The sequence below is a fragment of the Ruegeria sp. AN11 genome (assembly GCF_056536005.1).
Map to the genome: position 1 here is coordinate 3,442,501 of NZ_JBQFJD010000001.1, position 19,528 is coordinate 3,462,028.

The 19,528-nt window shown below is 56.7% G+C and carries 16 protein-coding genes, 1 tRNA gene and 2 rRNA genes (1 of these 19 cut by a window edge); 9 read left to right on the plus strand and 10 right to left on the minus strand.

Features of this window, described 5'->3' with window-relative positions:
* The 3 genes from ACR3EQ_RS17125 to ACR3EQ_RS17135 form a co-directional block, all read left to right on the plus strand.
* A 23S ribosomal RNA gene (locus ACR3EQ_RS17125) occupies positions 1-1,789 on the plus strand; it begins 1,052 nt to the left of the window's first position.
* Between the two features lie 198 nt (positions 1,790-1,987).
* A 5S ribosomal RNA gene (rrf, locus tag ACR3EQ_RS17130) occupies positions 1,988-2,102 on the plus strand.
* Between the two features lie 119 nt (positions 2,103-2,221).
* Positions 2,222-2,298 (plus strand) — tRNA-Met (locus tag ACR3EQ_RS17135).
* Here the strand turns inward: ACR3EQ_RS17135 and ACR3EQ_RS17140 are convergent.
* The gene (locus tag ACR3EQ_RS17140; protein WP_480491797.1) at positions 2,255-3,040 is read right to left on the minus strand and encodes a recombinase zinc ribbon domain-containing protein; all 786 of its coding nucleotides are present in this window, start codon (positions 3,038-3,040) and stop codon (positions 2,255-2,257) included. The genes ACR3EQ_RS17135 and ACR3EQ_RS17140 overlap by 44 nt on opposite strands.
* Positions 3,041-3,131: 91 nt before the next feature.
* On the opposite strand from ACR3EQ_RS17140, the gene ACR3EQ_RS17145 reads away from it, so the two are divergent.
* The gene (locus ACR3EQ_RS17145) at positions 3,132-5,075 is read left to right on the plus strand and encodes a DUF3604 domain-containing protein (protein WP_170615785.1); all 1,944 of its coding nucleotides are present in this window, start codon (positions 3,132-3,134) and stop codon (positions 5,073-5,075) included.
* A gap of 306 nt (positions 5,076-5,381) precedes the next feature.
* On the opposite strand, the gene ACR3EQ_RS17150 is transcribed toward ACR3EQ_RS17145, so the two are convergent.
* A complete protein-coding gene (locus tag ACR3EQ_RS17150; protein ID WP_480441787.1) occupies positions 5,382-6,416 on the minus strand; it encodes a LacI family DNA-binding transcriptional regulator in 1,035 nt (344 codons plus the stop codon).
* 207 nt (positions 6,417-6,623) lie between these two features.
* Here ACR3EQ_RS17150 and ACR3EQ_RS17155 point away from each other — a divergent pair, with 207 nt between their 5' ends.
* The 5 genes from ACR3EQ_RS17155 (at position 6,624) to ACR3EQ_RS17175 (ending at position 14,583) form a co-directional block, all read left to right on the plus strand.
* Positions 6,624-8,846 carry a DUF1989 domain-containing protein gene (locus tag ACR3EQ_RS17155; RefSeq protein ID WP_480491328.1) on the plus strand — a complete coding sequence of 741 codons (2,223 nt, stop codon included), beginning with the start codon at positions 6,624-6,626 and terminating at the stop codon, positions 8,844-8,846.
* A 36-nt stretch (positions 8,847-8,882) separates the two neighbouring features.
* Positions 8,883-9,854, plus strand: coding sequence for an ABC transporter substrate-binding protein (locus ACR3EQ_RS17160; protein ID WP_480491330.1), 972 nt, complete (start codon positions 8,883-8,885; stop codon positions 9,852-9,854).
* 65 nt (positions 9,855-9,919) lie between these two features.
* Positions 9,920-10,969 (plus strand): betaine/proline/choline family ABC transporter ATP-binding protein, encoded by a 1,050-nt coding sequence (locus tag ACR3EQ_RS17165; RefSeq protein ID WP_170615791.1) that lies wholly within the window; start codon positions 9,920-9,922, stop codon positions 10,967-10,969.
* A 10-nt stretch (positions 10,970-10,979) separates the two neighbouring features.
* Positions 10,980-12,497 (plus strand): ABC transporter permease subunit, encoded by a 1,518-nt coding sequence (locus ACR3EQ_RS17170; RefSeq protein WP_170615793.1) that lies wholly within the window; start codon positions 10,980-10,982, stop codon positions 12,495-12,497.
* A 400-nt stretch (positions 12,498-12,897) separates the two neighbouring features.
* Positions 12,898-14,583: a caspase family protein gene (locus ACR3EQ_RS17175; protein WP_480491332.1), complete on the plus strand. Its 1,686-nt coding sequence runs from the start codon at positions 12,898-12,900 to the stop codon at positions 14,581-14,583.
* 110 nt (positions 14,584-14,693) lie between these two features.
* On the opposite strand, the gene ACR3EQ_RS17180 is transcribed toward ACR3EQ_RS17175, so the two are convergent.
* The 8 genes from ACR3EQ_RS17180 to ACR3EQ_RS17215 all read right to left on the minus strand — a co-directional run bounded on the left by ACR3EQ_RS17180 (position 14,694) and on the right by ACR3EQ_RS17215 (position 19,496).
* A complete protein-coding gene (locus ACR3EQ_RS17180) occupies positions 14,694-15,314 on the minus strand; it encodes a 2OG-Fe(II) oxygenase family protein (RefSeq protein ID WP_170615798.1) in 621 nt (206 codons plus the stop codon).
* A 51-nt stretch (positions 15,315-15,365) separates the two neighbouring features.
* Positions 15,366-15,914 carry an amino acid synthesis family protein gene (locus tag ACR3EQ_RS17185; RefSeq protein WP_170615800.1) on the minus strand — a complete coding sequence of 183 codons (549 nt, stop codon included), beginning with the start codon at positions 15,912-15,914 and terminating at the stop codon, positions 15,366-15,368.
* Positions 15,915-16,073: 159 nt separating this feature from the next.
* The gene (gene rplP, locus ACR3EQ_RS17190) at positions 16,074-16,487 is read right to left on the minus strand and encodes a 50S ribosomal protein L16 (protein ID WP_170615802.1); all 414 of its coding nucleotides are present in this window, start codon (positions 16,485-16,487) and stop codon (positions 16,074-16,076) included.
* Between the two features lie 12 nt (positions 16,488-16,499).
* Positions 16,500-17,210, minus strand: a complete 711-nt coding sequence (rpsC, locus tag ACR3EQ_RS17195; RefSeq protein ID WP_008758042.1) for a 30S ribosomal protein S3 — start codon at positions 17,208-17,210, stop codon at positions 16,500-16,502.
* Positions 17,210-17,590, minus strand: coding sequence for a 50S ribosomal protein L22 (gene rplV, locus ACR3EQ_RS17200; RefSeq protein WP_039538267.1), 381 nt, complete (start codon positions 17,588-17,590; stop codon positions 17,210-17,212). The genes rpsC and rplV overlap by 1 nt, the downstream gene beginning before the upstream one ends.
* A gap of 3 nt (positions 17,591-17,593) precedes the next feature.
* On the minus strand, positions 17,594-17,872 hold the full coding sequence (rpsS, locus tag ACR3EQ_RS17205; protein WP_005980699.1) for a 30S ribosomal protein S19: 279 nt from the start codon (positions 17,870-17,872) through the stop codon (positions 17,594-17,596).
* A gap of 3 nt (positions 17,873-17,875) precedes the next feature.
* Complete coding sequence (gene rplB, locus ACR3EQ_RS17210) at positions 17,876-18,718, minus strand: 50S ribosomal protein L2 (RefSeq protein ID WP_170356688.1); 843 nt, start codon at positions 18,716-18,718, stop codon at positions 17,876-17,878.
* Positions 18,719-18,995: 277 nt separating this feature from the next.
* Positions 18,996-19,496 carry a DUF6647 family protein gene (locus ACR3EQ_RS17215; RefSeq protein WP_480491334.1) on the minus strand — a complete coding sequence of 167 codons (501 nt, stop codon included), beginning with the start codon at positions 19,494-19,496 and terminating at the stop codon, positions 18,996-18,998.
* Between the last annotated feature and the right edge of the window lie 32 nt (positions 19,497-19,528).

A 19,528-nucleotide genomic window follows, 5' to 3' on the forward strand; every position in this document is an offset into this window, starting at 1 on the left:
GGTGGGACGACCAAAACAACCAGGAGGTTGGCTTAGAAGCAGCCATCCTTTAAAGATAGCGTAACAGCTCACTGGTCTAAATAAGTTGTCCTGCGGCGAAGATGTAACGGGGCTCAAGCCATGAGCCGAAGCTTAGGATGCCGTAAGGCATGGTAGCAGAGCGTAGTGTGACATAGAACTCATCCGTATTTGCATCCACCTGTGAAATATCAGCGGGTGTAATGACGGATCGAGTTCTTTCGATGAAGCCGGCCTGTGAGGGATCCGGTGGAGAGATCACTAGTGAGAATGATGACATGAGTAGCGACAAAGAGTGTGAGAGACACTCTCGCCGAAAGTCCAAGGGTTCCTGCTTAAAGCTAATCTGAGCAGGGTAAGCCGGCCCCTAAGCCGAGGCCGAAAGGCGTAGGCGATGGGAACTAGGTTAATATTCCTAGGCCAGGAGGATGTGACGGATCACAGGTGTAGTTCAATCTTATCGGATTGATTGGGCTGCTGAGTGGTTCCGGAAATAGCCCTCCATCAGACCGTACCCTAAACCGACACAGGTGGACTGGTAGAGCATACCAAGGCGCTTGAGAGAACGATGTTGAAGGAACTCGGCAAAATACCTCCGTAAGTTCGCGAGAAGGAGGCCCGGTTCCTAGGCAACTAGGGGCTGGGGGCACAAACCAGGGGGTGGCGACTGTTTATTAAAAACACAGGGCTCTGCGAAGTCGCAAGACGACGTATAGGGTCTGACGCCTGCCCGGTGCCTGAAGGTTAAAAGGAGAGGTGAGAGCCTTGAATTGAAGCCCAGGTAAACGGCGGCCGTAACTATAACGGTCCTAAGGTAGCGAAATTCCTTGTCGGGTAAGTTCCGACCTGCACGAATGGCGTAACGACTTCCCCGCTGTCTCCAACATCGACTCAGCGAAATTGAATTGCCTGTCAAGATGCAGGCTTCCCGCGGTTAGACGGAAAGACCCCGTGCACCTTTACTACAGCTTCGCACTGGCATCAGGATTGTGATGTGCAGGATAGGTGGTAGGCTTTGAAGCAGGAACGCAAGTACCTGTGGAGCCTCCCTTGAGATACCACCCTTCGCACTCTTGATGTCTAACCGCGGTCCGTTATCCGGATCCGGGACCCTGCGTGGCGGGTAGTTTGACTGGGGCGGTCGCCTCCTAAAGCGTAACGGAGGCGCGCGAAGGTTGGCTCAGAGCGGTCGGAAATCGCTCGTTGAGTGCAATGGCAGAAGCCAGCCTGACTGCAAGACTGACAAGTCGAGCAGAGTCGAAAGACGGCCATAGTGATCCGGTGGTCCCGAGTGGAAGGGCCATCGCTCAACGGATAAAAGGTACGCCGGGGATAACAGGCTGATACTGCCCAAGAGTCCATATCGACGGCAGTGTTTGGCACCTCGATGTCGGCTCATCTCATCCTGGGGCTGGAGCAGGTCCCAAGGGTACGGCTGTTCGCCGTTTAAAGAGGTACGTGAGCTGGGTTTAGAACGTCGTGAGACAGTTCGGTCCCTATCTGCCGTGGGTGTAGGAGACTTGAGAGGAGTTGCCCCTAGTACGAGAGGACCGGGGTGAACGATCCACTGGTGGACCAGTTGTCGTGCCAACGGCAGTGCTGGGTAGCTATGATCGGACAGGATAACCGCTGAAGGCATCTAAGCGGGAAGCCCCCCTCAAAACAAGGTCTCCCTGAGGGCCGTGGAAGACCACCACGTCAATAGGCCGGAGATGTAAGCGCAGTAATGCGTTCAGTTGACCGGTACTAATCGCCCGATAGGCTTGATTTGATCCAGTAATGGAAAGACAAAATCAAACCAGAAGCATACACCGACCTTGAGTTGGACAATGACGTGACAATCCGCAAAGCGGATTGCACGGTGTTGATTGACATAACAACTGTGCAGGAACGCGCATCCGCTTCGCGAATACGCTGCCTCCTGCGCGTCGCCTTTGCTTGGCAAAAGAGCGACGGGGATTTTCCTCGGTTTGGTGGTCATAGCGCAAGTGAAACACCCGGTCCCATCCCGAACCCGGAAGTTAAGCACTGCCGCGCCAATGGTACTTGGGCTTAAGCCCCGGGAGAGTAGGTCACCGCCAAACCTAGCAAAATCCCCCTTCTCTCTGACGATGAAAAAACACTACCCGGTCTCAAGTAGCCGAATAGGCGGTAGGCCAACACAAGACCTCAAGTAGCGTAAGCGCTAGGTCATCAAAAGTGTCGCGGGATGGAGCAGCCCGGTAGCTCGTCAGGCTCATAACCTGAAGGTCGCAGGTTCAAATCCTGCTCCCGCAACCACTTTTACCGAACCAGCCGCCGCAAGGCGGCTTTTGTCGTTCTGGACCAACCCAATCATCGCTGCCAGGGCACCCTCCAAATCAATCTGCACGCCATCCCGTTCATGTTGGATCGTAACACGTTCGATCAAGCCCCGGATAATCTCCAAGGCCCCCGTGCGGATCGCCGGGTCTGATAGTGCCTGTGCCAGATCGGCGACCTTTGAGCGATAGAGTTCCGACAGGTTCGGGTGTAGGCGCACCGGTGAGGGCACAGGCTCGGAGAGCTTTGCGTCAAGACCGGCGATCTGCGCTTCGAGTTCTTCGAGCCGCGTTTGAAGCCCTGGGGTGCGAATGCCTTCTGCAATCGCGTCATAAAAACCACTCAGTTTGCGCGCCGCTTTGTCCCGCTCGGATTGCAGGCGGGTCCGGGTTGTCTCCACTGCGCCTGCTTCTGCGTTAGCGGCTTCGCTGAAGGATTTGACAAATGTGGCCACAGCGTCGGGCTGCATCAGACGTCGGCGCAGCAAATCCAACACGGCGTCTTCCAGTATATGGCGGCGAATGGATTGCTTATGGGAACAAGTACAGAGTTTGCGAGCGGCAGAGCAGGCGAGGTAGTCGCGCCCGACAGTGGCGAGTGGTCCTCCGCAGGTGCCGCAGAATGCAAGACCGGTCAGATGAGGCTGCTCAATTTGCTGAAACTTGTTTTGATGCCCACACAAAGGGCAGAACGGACCACGGCTCCCATAGTAGGCGCTCATGTCTCACTATTAAATTTTGCTTGTCCTCCTTGACGGATCACTGCGCCAAATGCTGCCATGGGCAGGCATTCAGCTGGCCTGGGAGGCTTCAATGAGATTTTTTCTGACATCGACAGCAATTGTTTCTGTCGCATTATGTGCGACCTCTTCCAAAGCTCAGGAGTCCGCGCAAGGTGGGCAGGTCGGGGAGATGACCATATCGGTAGACGATATGCGCGAACCCGCTCCCGCAGATTTCTCGCCTTATGCCGGGCGCGACTTTCCGACTCGTCCCCTGTGGGGCGATACCCACCTGCACACGTCCAATTCGCTGGATGCGCGTGGATTTGGGGTCATCCTGAGCCCGGATGACGCTTATCGATTTGCACGGGGTGAGGAGGTCACGACATCACACGGCCTCCGCGTACAACTGTCGCGTCCGCTCGACTGGCTTGTTGTTTCCGATCATTCGGATGCCATGGGGGCAATGAATGAAATCATTGCGGGAAACTCAACGCTGATGCGTGATCCAACGCTTCGAGATTGGAGCGAACGACTTAATGCAGGTGGAGACGTTGCTCTCGGTGCGACTATGGAGGTCATTGAGACATTTGCCGGGATTACCGGGGAAGCCCTTCCCGAGGCTGTGTCGGATCGCAGGTTCGTGCAGTCCGTTTGGGACGAGTTCACGCAAACCGCCGATCATCACGATGACCCCGGTACGTTTACTGCGTTCATCGGATACGAATGGACATCCACCGAAGCCGGCAACAACCTCCATCGCAACGTGATTTACCGTGATGATGCCATTCGCGCACGGCAAATGCTGCCCTTCACGACCGCAGAAACCTTTAATCCGGAAAAGCTGTGGGACTGGATGGAAACATATGAAATGGAAACCGGCGGTCGTGTTCTGGCCCTTGCCCACAACGGCAACGTTTCCAACGGCCTTATGTTTCCTGTCGAGACCAATCCGGAAACGGGTGAGCCTTTGACGGCGGACTACGCTGAACGGCGCGCGAAATGGGAGCCAATGTACGAGATCACCCAGATCAAGGGTGATGGGGAAACCCATCCGTTCCTAAGCCCGAACGATGAATTCGCGGACTATGAAACCTGGGATAAATCCAATCTTGGCCCGACGCCCAAAGAAGATTGGATGCTTCAGTACGAATATGCCCGCGAGGCTCTGAAGAACGGTCTCAAGCTGGAAGCGCAACTTGGCACCAATCCGTACAAATTCGGTGTTGTGGGTTCGACCGACAGCCATACCGCGTTGGCGACGGCGGAAGAGGACAACTTCTTTGGCAAGCACTCAGGCGTCGAGCCGGAGCCCGGTCGATGGCAGCATGTCGTAGGTGAATTTGACGCGTTGAGGATCCTCGGCTGGGAAATGGCAGCCTCTGGCTACGCGGCGGTTTGGGCCGAAGACAACACGCGCGAAGCCATATTCGACGCCATGGAGCGCAAAGAAGTTTATGGAACAACCGGTAGCCGCATAACGGTTCGTTTCTTTGGTGGCTGGGACTTCACAGAGGAGGACGCGCGATCACGTCTGCCTGCCGAAATAGGATATGACAAAGGCGTTCCCATGGGCGGCGACCTCTCTGAAGTGCCCGAGGGCGCGGATGCACCGACATTCCTTATTGCTGCTCTCAAGGACCCGTATTCCGGCAATCTCGACCGTGTTCAAGTTGTGAAGGGTTGGGTAAATGCCAACGGCGACACGGAAGAGCAGGTGTATGACGTGGCGTGGTCGGGAGACAGGCAACCGGATGCCGATGGCAATCTACCCGCAGTGGGTAACACCGTGGATGTCGCAACGGGTACGTTCACCAACTCAATCGGTTCTCCGGAGCTGTTGACGGTTTGGAAGGATCCCGACTTCGATCCTTCATTGCGGGCATTCTACTACGTTCGTGTTCTGGAAATTCCGACGCCCAGGTGGACAGTTTACGATGCCGTTCGGTTCGGGGACGAACTGCCCGCAGATGTGCCTACCTCAACACAGGAGCGCGCGTACACTTCGCCAATCTGGTATACTCCAGAAGGCTGAGATGTCCGGCAACCGAGGTTGACTGTGACCGAAGTCCCTTAGCTTCCAAGGCAGCGTCACAAAGCGAAATCCGTCCTTTCAGGCGGTTACTTGGGGCTCGAAGTTGATTGTGGATTGAGCTGCTTTCGGCCAAGACGGTCAGACACAAAGACCGGAGGTGCGAGAAAGGCTCAATCAGCCTCTCTCGGTGGATTGTATCGCGTGTAGGAATAAGTCCAATGCCACCAACCTCGAACTTCGTCAGGTTTCGTATTCAGAGCGTTGCGGAGGCCAGCGAATGGGTATTCGCGGACGGTTTTTCGAAAGTCAGCCGTATTCGTCGAAAGCGCGCTTTCGAATCGTCGAACTTCTTTCAACCAGGTCTGCCTCTAACCTTTCAGGCTCAGGTCTCTCCTGAGTGGAAATCCAACGCGCCAATGCGATCGCTGCCCTTTCACCCATTGTTGAAACTGGAAGATGAACTGTTGTGATGGAAGGTACAGCCACGGCAGAGCTTGGCAGGTCATCCAGGCCCATTAAAGACACCTCGTCCGGGACACTGATGCCGTTGGATTGAAGACCAAACAAAACCCCTAGTGCCACAACGTCCGACAGACACAGGATCGCATCTGGTTTGACCGACCTGTTGACGATGCGTGCAGTAGCTTCGGCGCCGCCCCGGAGGTTTATTTCGGTTTCAACTGTCGTTATCTCGCCATCCCAATTCAGCTCGTGCAGCCCGGAAAGTCGGGCCTGTGTTCGGTCATTGTTGTGAACAGGGCCGTGAATAACTGCAATCCGCCGGTGTCCAAGCTTAATCAGATGCCGTAGGGCCAATTGTGCCGCGGCCTTGTTATCGTATCCAATCGTTGGAAAAGGGTTGGAGACGTCAAAGTATGATGTGACGATCGTGGGGATTCTTGTGCGCTCGATCAGGTCGTGAAATTCAGCGGCGTGTGTTGCGCCAGTAATGATCAGCCCTTCAGCCCCGATATCAACCAGCCCCTTCGCCTTTTCGGCTTCAACCTCCAGGTCTGACTCAGTTGTGGCTACGATCAGTGAAAGCCCATCTTGGGACAGTCTGCGTTCGAGCGCAGCAAGAAACCGAGCGAAAATGGCATTGTCCAACGTTGGTACCAGCGCACCCACGAAACGGGTCCGACCAGAGTTGATTGCTCTGGCGGCCGCGCTGGGGACGAATCGAAGATCCGCAATTGCTTTCTGAACTTTCTCCAGAGTTTCCTTTTTCACAACACCCGGTTCGTTCAGCACCCGGGATACGGTTGCGACCGATACGCCCGCTGCTTTCGCAACATCTCTGAGATTTGCGCGTTTTTTCAACGTCGGGTCTTTCTGTGTCACGTGGTATCGCGCCTATTTTTTCAACCTTTAACGAAAGTGTTGACATATGTAACTAGTTTCATCAACCTCTGTAACTAGTTTCATAAATGAGAATCCTACGGCAACATGCATGGTTCAGCTGTCCTACACGAGTTCACGAATGCCGGGTTTGTTAGTCCGGGACGCAGATTCCCGGGCTTTCCGAAGGCCTCGGGTGTCCGAGAATATGTGCTGGCGCCACGCGACGCGCACCGTGTTGAAGCCGCCGAGGGCGACCTGCTGTCATTTGAGGCGACATCGCAGGGTTATCCGCTGGACATTGTTGCGTTTGCCGATGGGAGGCCTGCACTTGCTCGACTGAAACTGCAAGCGAACGGAGCGGTTGATCAGGGTGCATTCAACAGCGACCCTTATACGGGTTGGATTGGTACAAATGGCGGAGATCCAAGGCAGGAAGTCGCGTGTTTCAGGCTAATGGCCTCATCAGAACCGCTGGTGTTGCGTGTCGAAAAACGCGTGACAGTTTGGTTGATCAGGCCAGCGCTCATTTCTGGCTTGGTTGAGGGAACCGATACCGGATGCGTTACGGTCTCCCATCAATGTGCAGCCTCAAACCAGCCTCAGCTGCCGCCACTTTTGGGAGATGTCCGGGACGAGTTTACTGTACCGCGAGGAACGGCGCTGGCTTACGAATTGAAAGCGGGCGAATTCGTTCAGATCATCGACGTGGAAGGGCAGCAGTGCTCGGACTTCATGGTGCTTCGTTCCGATGAGCTGCAACATGGAGTCGAATGGATGATCGACTCGACGGCGACGCGATCAATGGTGCGACGCGCCTATCCTGGCCCGGGGTTGCTGGACAAGTTCTACGATCGTGAGATGCGACCACTTCTCAATGTGGTGCAGGACACCTGTGGGCGCCACGACACTTTCGGTCTGGCTTGCACCGCCCGAGGTTATGAAGAGCGCGGCTTTCCCGGCCACGTGAACTGTTCCGATAACATGTCCAATGCGCTGGCGCCTTACGGTGTCGCGCGTCGTTCGGCCTGGCCCGCGATCAATTTTTTCTGGAACACATGGGTTGATCCGGCGACGCATCACATTCTGACCGAGGAGTCCTATTCCCGCCCCGGTGACTATGTCGCCATGCGCGCTATGGAGGACCTGGTGTGCGTTTCGACCGCTTGCCCGGACGATATTGACCCGATCAATGGCTGGAACCCGACGGATGTGCACGTCCGCATTTACCGCCCAGAAACGCCGATCCGCCGTGCGGTTGCCTATCGTGAAAAGGAAGATGCCCCGATGTCGATCAGTCAGGAATCCGCATTTCATGATCGGCTGGCCCCGTTGACTCAACAATTCGTGCCTGCACGTGATCTATGGGCGCCAGTCAGCTTTCCGGCGCACGGCACCTTGGGTGAATACTGGGCCTGTCGTGAGGCCGTGACAGTTCAGGACATGAGCGGGTTGCGCAAATTCGATATTGTTGGCCCGGACGCCGAGAAACTGCTGCAGCAGGCAACAACTCGCAACGTGGCGAAGCTGCCGGTCTGGCGTGGGTCTTACACGTTGATGTGTGACGAAAGCGGCTCGGTTATCGATGACGGCACGCTTTTCCGTCTTGCGCCCGAAATCTTCCGTTGGTGCTGCGGATCCGAGGAAAGTGGTCGTTCGCTGCAGGCATTGGCGACGGATATGGGCCTGCAGGTTCGGGTGCACGCGATGCGGAACGCGATGCCAAACCTTGCCATTCAGGGGCCAAAATCCCGCGATTTACTGCGCAAGATCGCCTTCACTCAGCCACACGTGCCTTCGCTGGACCACCTGAAGTGGTTCGGGGTCACAATTGCCCGGCTCAATGATCGCGATGGTGCGCCATTCATGCTCTCACGCTCGGGTTATACCGGGGAACTGGGTTACGAAGTCTTCTGTTCCAAGACCGACGCGCTAGCGATCTGGGATGCGGTGATGGAGGCGGGTGAAGAGTTTGGGATCACACCCATGGGCTCGGCTGCGCTGGACATCATCCGGATCGAAGCCGGATTGGCCGCGGCAAATGCCGAGTTTGCGCCGGGCGTCGACGCGTTCGAGGCCGGTTTGGACTTCGCGGTCGATCTGAACAAGGCGAGCTTTACGGGCAAATCTGCGCTTGAGCGAAACGCGCGAGAGCCGCGCCGCGTGCTCAAGGGATTGTTGATCGGGTGCGATGATGTGCCTGCTCATGGCGCTTCGGTCTTTGCTGGCGAACGGCAGGTGGGCGTGGTCACTTCGGCCATCCGATCACCGATGCTTGAACACGCGATCGCCATGGCGCGGCTGTCGGTCGAGCATGCCGAGAACGGCACGCAACTTGAAATTGGGCAACTCGACGGGCGGATGAAACGCCTGGGGGCAACGGTATCGGACATTCCATTCATAGACCCGCAACGCAAGCGGGCGCGCGTCTGATGGCGCATCCAACACAACGCAACGGGAGAATTTGATATGAAGAAACTGACAACACTCACGGCAACACTGGCTTTCGCCTTGGGTGCTACTTCAGCGTTGGCGCAAGACAAGGTCATGGTGGGCGAACCCAGCTGGCCCGGCGCCAAAATCATGAGCCGCGTCATCGGGCAGGTTATCGAAACGCGTTTGGGCGGAGAGGTGGGCTATGCGCCGGGCGCCAACGCCGTGATTTTTGCCGCAATGGATGGCGGGCGAGGGGACATTGATGTACACCCCGATGTCTGGTTGCCGAACCAGTCTTCCTTCACCGATGAATACGTCGACCAGAAAGGCACCGTCGCGCTGTCTTCAGGCAGCTACGAGGGTCGGGCGGGGATTTGTGTTCCCAACTACATGGTCGATGATCACAGCATCAAATCGATCTATGATCTGGCCACACCTATGGCCCAGGAATTGTTCGACTCTGACGGCGATGGCATGGGCGAAGTTTGGGTTGGCGCGTCGGGCTGGGCCTCAACCAACACCTTTAAGGTGCGTGTGCGCGACTATGGTATCGAAACGTTCCTGACTCCGACAACCGAAGATGAGACGGTGTTCTATTCCCGTCTCAAGGATCAAATCGACCAGAAAAAAGGCGCCGCTTTCTACTGCTACGCGCCGCATTATGTGCACGCGCTGTATGATGTGACAATCCTTGAAGAGCCCGCACACGACGCGGCCACATACAAGATGCTTCAGCCGGATCAGGACGCGGATTGGTACAACAAATCTCATGTCAGCACAGGCGAGCCTGTGAAAACCGTGACGGTTGCCCACTCCAAATCTCTGGAGCAGCGCAATCCGGCCGCCGCTTCTTTTCTGAGCAACATCAACATGAATGCCGATCAACTCAGCGGCCTAACCTACGAAGTTGTCGTTAAAGGGCGCGAAACGGATGAAGTTGTGGCCGAATGGATCGCCGCGAACGGCGATACCGTCGACAGCTGGCTGGGCCTGAAAACCAACTGATACCCAGCGCCCCCGGCCAGGTTGTCGGGGGCACATTCTGAAAGCTAGACCAAGGTGGGGCCAGTATGACAGCGGATATCGCAATCGATGCACGCGGCGTGTGGAAAGTGTTCGGAGCACGCGCGCGGGACGCACTGAAGGCCATTCACAGTGAAGGGTTGAGCAAGGCCGAGGTGCTGGAGCAGTTCAACTGCGTTGTCGGCGTCGCTGATGCCAGCTTTGAGATCGAGCGCGGTGAGCTGTTTTGCGTCATGGGCCTGTCCGGGTCCGGTAAATCGACCCTTGTGCGCCACGTGAACCGTCTACTGGAACCTACCGACGGCCATATCTACCTGGACGGCGATGACGTGATGGGCCTGAAAGACGACGGGCTTCGCGATTTGCGGAACCGCCGCGTCGCCATGGTGTTCCAGAACTTTGGCCTGATGCCCCACCGCACTGTACGCGACAACGTGGCCATGCCTCTGGAAATTCGCGGTACGGGCAAGGCGCGCCGCTGGGAAGAGGCAGATCGCGTTCTCGAACTGGTAGAGCTCAATGGCTGGGAAGACAAATACGCACATGAGTTGTCCGGTGGCATGCAGCAGCGTGTCGGCCTTGCCCGGGCGATCGCTGCAGACCCCGAAATCCTGCTGATGGACGAACCATTCTCGGCCCTCGATCCGCTGATCAGGAAGCAATTGCAAGACCAGTTCATGGAACTCAGCCACAAGCTCAACAAGACCACGATGTTTATCACCCATGACCTTGATGAGGCGATCCGTATCGGCCACCGCATCGCGATCATGAAGGATGGGCGCATCGTTCAGATCGGCACGCCGGAAGAAATCATCCTCAATCCCGCCGACGATTACGTCGCCGATTTCGTCGCCGGGATTTCCAAGCTCAACATGATCTTTGCGCACTCGGTGATGAAACCGGTCGACGAATTCGAGGCCCATCACGGCGAAGTTCCCAATGACGCCAAAGAGGCCCATCCCGACATGGATCTGTCCGACCTGATGAACCTTTGTGTCGAAGGGCACGGAGTGGTCGCAGTCACCCAAGACGGCAAGACCGTGGGCGTGATCAACCGCGCAGGGCTTATCCGCGCCATTCAGAACAGTCAGGCCTAAGGGGACAACGATGAAACACGTTGATGCACAGCAGGTCAAACCCGAAACTGCCGACCGTCTGGAAGGTTTGATCGCTGATTTTGTCGGGCAAAGCCAAGCGTATTATCAAAAGACCTTTGCCTATATGATGCAGGCGCCGGGTTATCGGTTCACCCTGAACAAGGCTGCCGCCGTTCTCGGCCCGATCTGGTTCGGCGCGCGAGGCCTCTGGTCCTGGTTCCTGGGCTTTCTGGTGCTTGAAACACTGGCTTACATTCAGGTCGGCTTGGGTCTATTCGGTGATCTGGGGCGGGAGTTTCGCGAACGGGCCGATCAGATTGAACAGACTCTGGCGCTGCGTCGACAGCAGATCGAGGCGGCGGAACAATCCGGCGCTGCGTCGCTGGATTCCCTAAAACGCGCGGCAGAGTCGCTGGAAGGCGCCCTGGCCGGAGCGCAGGAAGCCGCACAGAGCGCAGACTCCACCGGTATCACCTATCTGGCGGTCGGGCTTTTCCTGCTGCTAGCGGTCAAACTCCTCGCGGCGTCGTTGGCCAACTGGACGCTGGAAGGTCAGTTCGCGCGCTGGCGATCAGATTCCAGCGTGGCTCATGGATGGTCTGTGCCCCGGATGATCGTCGCGTCCGTGCTGACCCTGGTTGTCGTTGTTCTCTCTGCCATCAAGTTTGCGCAACCTGATGCGCTGTCTGTTCTAAAGACCTTTCCGACAAACCGGGATTGGCGGCTCAACGTGGGTGACGGCGTACAGGCCGTATTCGAGTGGACCAAAACAGCCGGACGCGGTTTCTTCGATGGGCTGACCTACGGAATGCGCACCCTTCTGGACTGGATCGAAGTGGTTCTGGTCGACACCCCTTGGCCGGTCGTGGGACTGGTCATAATCATGCTGGCTTACCTTTCCGCTGGCCCGCGCGTGGCAATTTTCACCGGTGCGGCATTGGCTTATCTCGGCCTGCTGGATTTCTGGGAGAAGGCGATGACAACTATTGCCCTGCTGGGAGCCGCTGCGTTGATCTCGATCACGCTGGGTATTCCGCTTGGCATTTACTGTGCACGCCGCCCCCGCGCGTTTGCCATCGTGCGGCCAATCCTGGACTTCATGCAATCGATGCCGTCCTTCGTGTATCTGATCCCAGTTGTCGCCTTCATCGGGTCTGGCAAACCTGCCGGAGTCGTTGCGACAATGATCTTTGGAAGCCCACCGGTGATCCGCTTTACCGTCCTGGGTCTGCAGCAAGTGCCGGAAACCGTGCGCGAGGCTGCCCTCGCATTTGGCGCAACGCCGCGCTATCTGCTGTGGAAAGTAGATCTGCCGCTGGCGCACAAGACCATCATGGCTGGCGTCAACCAGACCATACTTATGTCACTTGCCATGGTCGTTGTTGCATCACTGATCGGTGCGAAAGGCCTGGGCGAAGATGTGCTGGAGGCTCTGCAATATGCTGCCGCTGGGCAAGGCATACTGGCGGGTCTGGCAATCCTCTTCTGTGCTCTCATTCTGGACCGCATTGTGGCAGGCAAGAAATGACCACGGCTTTCCGGTAGCACTGGTTTGGCTGCTTCCAGTTTTCGGATCTGGTGGTTCGGCATGTAGGAACAGTGATCGGTTCAGGCATTCACGGCAAGATGCTTGGTCAAGTGAAAACGGACCGGTCACCGATGAGCGGCAAAATATTGATTTGTCGTTGATGTTTTCTGTTATTCGTCAAAACCAAAAGCCGTGAAATCCCTCTAAGTACCGCGTGCGCCAGCTTGACGTCGCGGGGCAGACCAGGGTGTGATAGAGTATACTCAGGTTAAAAAATCTGCTTTTACTTATGTTTAGATGCCAAACTCATCAATTCCGTCGGGGCTTGCGGATGGTTCTTTGCTTTTTCTGGGGCCTGGTACTTTGCCTGAGTATTGCGACATCAGCCGAGGCAAAGCGCGTGGCGCTTGTAATCGGCAACGCACAGTATGACCATGTTTCGGACATTCCCAACTCGGCCAATGACGCCAGGGACGTAGCCGCCGCGCTTGGGCGGATCGGGTTTGTTGTCACCCAAAAATACAACCTCGATTACCGAGACATGCGGCTTACCCTTCGGGATTTTTCCGAGGAAACAGACGACGCAGATATGGTGCTGGTCTACTTTGCGGGCCACGGAATCGAAATCGACAATACAAACTATCTGATACCCACAAACGCGGAACTCAGAAGTGACAAGGATGTAGAGTTCGAGGCCATCCGGTTGGAGACAATGCTGAATTCAGTTTCAACGGCCAAAGGCTTGAAACTGGTTCTTGTGGACGCCTGCCGGAACAACCCGTTCGTGTCGCAAATGGTCCGAACCACGGCGACCCGGTCGATTGGCCGGGGATTGGGGCGTATCGACCCGGGCGGCGTGCTTGTCGGGTATTCCGCGCGCAGTGGGACGCTGGCATTGGATGGCGTGGGCCGCAACAGCCCTTACGCGCAGGCTTTGCTGGAGCATATCGAAGTGCCCGGTCTGGAATTGGGAAAGCTCTTCCGCAAAGTGCGGGACACAGTTTTTGACCTGACCGAGGGCTATCAGGAGCCGTTCACCTATGGCTCACTGCCTGGGCGCGACATCTTCCTTGTCCCCGCAGCAGTCAAGGCTCCTAAAGCCGAATTAGAGCAAAGCTCTGCGACCACAGAGCCCCTCCCTGCTGACGAGCGCGAAGACGCGGCTCAACGCGTCCTGCGCGAAGCACTGAAGCTGGAAGATGACAGTGTGAAAAACGGCGCATTGGAAATGATCGCGCAACTCTACCCGAACACGAGGGCCGGACAGTACGCTGGCGAGGTCGCTGGCGCGATTGGCAATCAGGCTCAGCCAAAAACGAAGGCCTCGGATGACCAAAGGAATGCAGGCGACCTGTCCTTGATGTCGAAGAATACAGCCGACCAGGGGGTTCGGGAGAATGCGCTACAAGACATGGCGCTGGAAACCGAAACTGCGTTGAACTTAAGCCGAAGCGACTATCGAAGTATTCAGCGCGGTCTGAATGCTCTGGGCTATTCCGCCGGGCCAGTTGACGGGATATTCGGTGCGCGGTCTCGCACGGCCTTGCGTCGATTTCAGGGGCAAAGCGGTTCAGAGGGAACGGGATACCTGACCGAGAAAAGCTATGCTGTTCTAAAAAACATCGCGAAACCCGAACCGCCACTTGATAGCAATGTGCAGCCTGACAGCCGCGTTTCAGTGGCGTTGCCAAATCCCCGTGCCGAGGCGTCCAGCCCGCTATATGGGGATTATGTCATCGATATCAGCCGACGGGCGAACCCCAATGGCAAAGACGCGGGTTCAGGCACAAAGCTGGTCTTGCGATTACACTACCGCAAGTCCGCCAACGGGTTTCAGTTGATCAGTGCTCAGGAATTCGCCAAGGGCGGAGCGTCGCGGCCCAAGAGTTATAGCGCATCGCTTTCTGATAGCGGTCAATTGCGCGTGTCCGGCCGCACGAATTACTTGTTCAAGAGTTCGATTGTTGTCGGATTCTCGATAAGTCAGAATCTGCCGCCAGATTTTTCGGCGGGAAGGTCGCTGAGCAGTACACAGGGCCGATTTGACAAAAACTGGTTTGTGGACGTCAGGATTACGAAAAGATAATGCTCATCATGGCTGGTCGACTTTATTGGCCTGCACTGTCGGAAGACGTATGCAACCGCAGTTGATACGCGGACGGGAAGGCTTTGGTGACCCCGCAATGACCTGGTTTGTTAATCCCAACGGTAATTGAAGCTGACGCTGATCCGTTCGTCCTCGGCCATGTTCATCGGAACCTCATGGCGCAGCCAGCTTTCCCACAGCAACACGTCCCCCACCTTCGGCTTTACATAGATGAACGGCTGCAAGTCGCGCCGACCACCCTTGAGGCGTGTGGGGGCGGCCATCATGCGGCCGGACCGAGGGTCTTCTAGTTTCAGCGCGCTGGCGCCTTCTGGCATCGCGACGTACGTTGTTCCTGAGATCACGCTGTGAGGGTGCAGGTGGCTGGAATGCATCCCGCCTTCGGGCAGGATGTTGATCCACAGATCCTCAAGCTTCAGTTCTCCTTCGCCCAAGTCAAACTCAAGATCCTTGGCAAACGCGGCCACGTGCTGATCCAAAACCTTGACCAGATCGGCAAATATTGGGAACCGCCATGGCAGATCGGTCAGGGAGGCGTAGCTGGTATAACCGGGATAGCCGTTTTCCTCACACCAGTCCTGTCCGGCTTCATCATCCTCGGCGATGACCAAGCAGGAATTTTCCAGCTCTTCCGGGTCGATCTTCGGATCGAATTCAGAAAGGGCAGCGCGGTAGAGGCGGGTGACGAAGAGTGAATCAATCTGTGGCATGGGCCGGGCATAACCCAGCCCTTGCAGCAAGGCCAGTTAATGTTTCCTGGGTTACGTCTTAAGGGGCCCTTTGCCACAGCGCGGGATAGGGCGGCCACCATCCGCATAGGCAAGGCACAATACAATCTCGTCCGGTTTCGGCGCATCGGGTACATTCAGTGTCATCGTGTCGAAATGATCGAATGACCACGGGTTGTCCTTGTGTCCCAGCGGCAGATCGATCGCGCAACCTGGTGCACCCAGTTTTGCATTTGATGGGATCACAGCCTCGCCCCCGCCAGCCGCCGTGCGCATTGGGGCACCTAGCTTGGGGTGAATCACAGCCCCGCCTTGTTCAAGATCTCCGTTTATGCCGATGATGGTCGCCTTGCCGTATGAAACCGGATCTCCGTCCAGCTGCCCAATTGCTTCGGCAGCCAGATCGGCACCAAGCGCTCCGCCGATCTCGAACAAGTCCGATAAGTCTTCTGTAAACTTGCCTGCCAGTGGGTTTTGAAAGACGGCCATAGCTGCCACGCGAACGATGGGTGGGCATGGCTGGCCCAGTTGATCAGTGGTGATCACTTCTTTGATAAGCACTTTCTTGCGCAACTGAACCATGGGAACCTCCGGCTAACTGACTGACAGCCTAGGGGTGCCTTCGTATTTCGTCGAATCCAATCACGCGACCGCGAATGCAGTGCATCGTTGAAACAGAAAACCCCCGCCGGTGTCCCGGCGGGGGTCTTTTCAGTCACGAACGGGATTGCCCCCAATCGCTTACCAGTCTTCGCGAACCACGACGCGGGTCTTGATCGGCAGCTTCATCGCGGCCAGGCGCAGGGCCTCGCGGGCGATGTCGTCATTGACGCCGTCGATCTCGAACATCACGCGACCGGGCTTGACCTTGCAAACCCAACGGTCCACGGAACCTTTACCTTTACCCATACGAACTTCGATCGGCTTTGCAGTGACCGGAGTGTCGGGGAAGATGCGGATCCAGACACGGCCCTGACGCTTCATGTGACGGGTCATGGCACGACGCGCAGCTTCGATCTGACGTGCAGTCACACGCTCAGGCTCGATGGCTTTCAGGCCGTAGGTGCCAAAGTTCAGATCAGAGCCGCCCTTGGCTTCGCCCTTGATCCGGCCTTTGTGCATCTTGCGGAATTTTGTACGCTTTGGTTGAAGCATATCTTTCCCTCCTTAGCGACGACCGCCACCAGCACCACGAGGTGCAGGGCCGTCCTGGAGTTCCTGTGCTTTACGGTCACGTGCCTGCGGATCGTGCTCCATGATCTCACCTTTGAAGATCCAGACCTTGATCCCGATGATCCCGTAAGGAGTCATCGCTTCGGCATGTGCGTAATCGATGTCGGCACGCAGGGTGTGCAGAGGCACGCGGCCTTCGCGGTACCACTCGGTCCGTGCGATTTCGGCGCCGCCCAGACGACCAGCGACGTTCACCCGGATACCCAGGGCGCCCATGCGCATGGCGTTCTGAACCGACCGCTTCATCGCGCGACGGAACGAGACGCGGCGCTCCAGCTGCTGAGCGATGGACTCGGCAACCAACTGCGCGTCAAGCTCGGGCTTGCGCACTTCGACGATGTTCAGGTGCAGTTCGCTGTCGGTCATGCGAGCAAGCTTTTTGCGCAGAACTTCGATGTCTGCACCTTTCTTGCCGATGATGACACCGGGGCGTGCAGTGTGGATCGTGACGCGGCACTTCTTGTGCGGACGTTCGATGATCACACGGGCAACACCGGCCTGCTTGCACTCTTTGTTGATGAACTCACGGATTTTGAGGTCTTCCAGCAGAAGATCACCGTAGTCCTTGGTGTCGGCGTACCAGCGGCTGTCCCAGGTGCGGTTGACCTGCAGGCGCATGCCGATCGGATTGACTTTATGACCCATTAGGCTTGCTCCTCAACTTGACGCACCTTGATGGTGATCTCCGAGAACGGCTTCATGATCTTGCCGAAACGGCCACGGGCACGCGGGCGACCGCGCTTCATGACCAGGTTCTTGCCAACCCATGCTTCGGCGACGATCAGCTCGTCAACATCCAGGTTGTGGTTGTTTTCGGCATTCGCGATTGCGGACTGCAGGCACTTCTTGACGTCCTGCGCGACGCGCTTGTTCGAGAAAGTCAGGTCGGTCAGAGCCTTCTCAACTTTCTTGCCGCGGATCATTTGCGCAACCAGGTTCAGTTTCTGCGGGCTGGTGCGAAGCATGCGCGTTTTCGCCATTGCTTCGTTTTCAGCCACGCGGCGGGGGTTCTTTTCCTTGCCCATGACTTACTTCCGCTTCGCTTTTTTGTCTGCGGCGTGGCCATAATAGGTACGGGTCGGCGAGTATTCACCGAACTTCTGACCGATCATGTCTTCCGAGACGTTGACGGGGATATGCTTCTGGCCGTTGTACACACCAAAGGTCAGACCCACGAACTGGGGCAGAATGGTGGAACGACGCGACCAGATCTTGATGACTTCGTTGCGGCCCGACTCGCGCGCTGCTTCGGCTTTTTTCAGCACGTAAGCATCGACGAAAGGACCCTTCCAAACAGAGCGAGACATAGATTAACGTCCCTTCTTCTTGGCGTGCCGCGAGCGGATGATCAGCTTCTGGGACGCTTTGTTCTTGTTGCGGGTACGCTTACCCTTGGTGTCCTTACCCCACGGTGTAACCGGCGTACGGCCACCCGAGGTACGACCTTCACCACCACCGTGCGGGTGATCGATCGGGTTCATTGCAACACCACGAACCGACGGACGAACGCCTTTGTGGCGCATACGACCGGCTTTACCGAGGTTCTGGTTCGAGTTGTCGGGGTTGGACACGGCACCAACGGTGGCCATGCATTCCTGACGGACCATGCGCAGCTCGCCCGAGCTCAGACGGATCTGAGCGTAGCCGCCATCGCGACCAACGAACTGAGCGTAAGTACCGGCCGCACGTGCGATCTGACCGCCTTTGCCAGGCTTCATCTCGATGTTGTGGACGATGGTACCAATGGGCATGCCCGAGAACGGCATTGCGTTGCCCGGCTTGATGTCAGCTTTTGCCGACGCGATGACTTTGTCACCAACAGCCAGACGCTGCGGAGCCAGGATATATGCCTGCTCGCCGTCTTCGTATTTTACCAGTGCGATGAATGCGGTCCGGTTCGGGTCATATTCGATCCGCTCGACGGTTGCCGCGACATCAAATTTGTTCCGTTTGAAGTCAACGATCCGGTAGAGACGCTTTGCGCCACCGCCGCGGCGGCGTGAAGTGATCCGTCCGGTGTTGTTCCGGCCGCCCGATTTGGTCAAACCCTCTGTAAGAGACTTGACCGGACGTCCTTTCCAAAGCTCCGAACGGTCGATCAGCACCAGCCCGCGCTGGCCCGGCGTCGTCGGCTTGTACGACTTAAGTGCCATGCTTTCTGTCTTCCGTTTAGCAAGTGCAGGGGGTTTCCCTGCTATGTGATAGGCCCCCGTAGGTGCCAAGGGTGTAGGGCCCCGAAGGTCCCCGGTTACAAATATCAGAGGCCCCGGAACGAATCCGAGGCCGTAAGATTGGGTGCATGTAGCAGTGTTGGGGGTAGGTGTCTATAGGGCCCTGCTGATTTTCTGGCACTCGAATTCGGAACCAACTCAGCAGTCAGGGGGCACAGTAAAAACGACGCGGTTGTTTCGCGAGACCAACAATCTCTCGTTATGGATGAATGTCGCGTGCCGTACAACTTGAAGCTAGGACAACCGCGATCCAATTGACGTCCAGCGAAAGGTCGCGCTCGGCCAGCCAGGCCTGCAGCAAACCATAGGCGACCTGTTCCTTGGCGGCCTCACAGTAATAATGCTCACCCTCCTGACGATGATGAATAAGTTCGTGCAGCAGGACAAAAATGTCCTGCGGGTCTTCTGCGCTCCAAGGAAGGACCAGCGTTATCCTCCTCGTTTCAGGATCATAGATCCCGCGGGGCGTGCCGCCAATCATCGAAGCCATCTCACTCGGTTCAGCCAAATCCTTGGTATCAGCAAAAAAGATGCTTGCTGGTGAAGGCGTCCTTGGGAGGTCCGTGGCAGTATCTATCCAGCGGTGAAGCTCTTCCGTCAAATCGTCTGGAACCGTCGGGGTCTCTGCCGCAACCGCGTAGGAAAAGGCAAAAAGAAACTGTGCGGCCACGGCGAGCGTGACACGTCTGAGGAACAGCATTGTTCCCTCCTTCCGACAGTTGAGGAATTGCC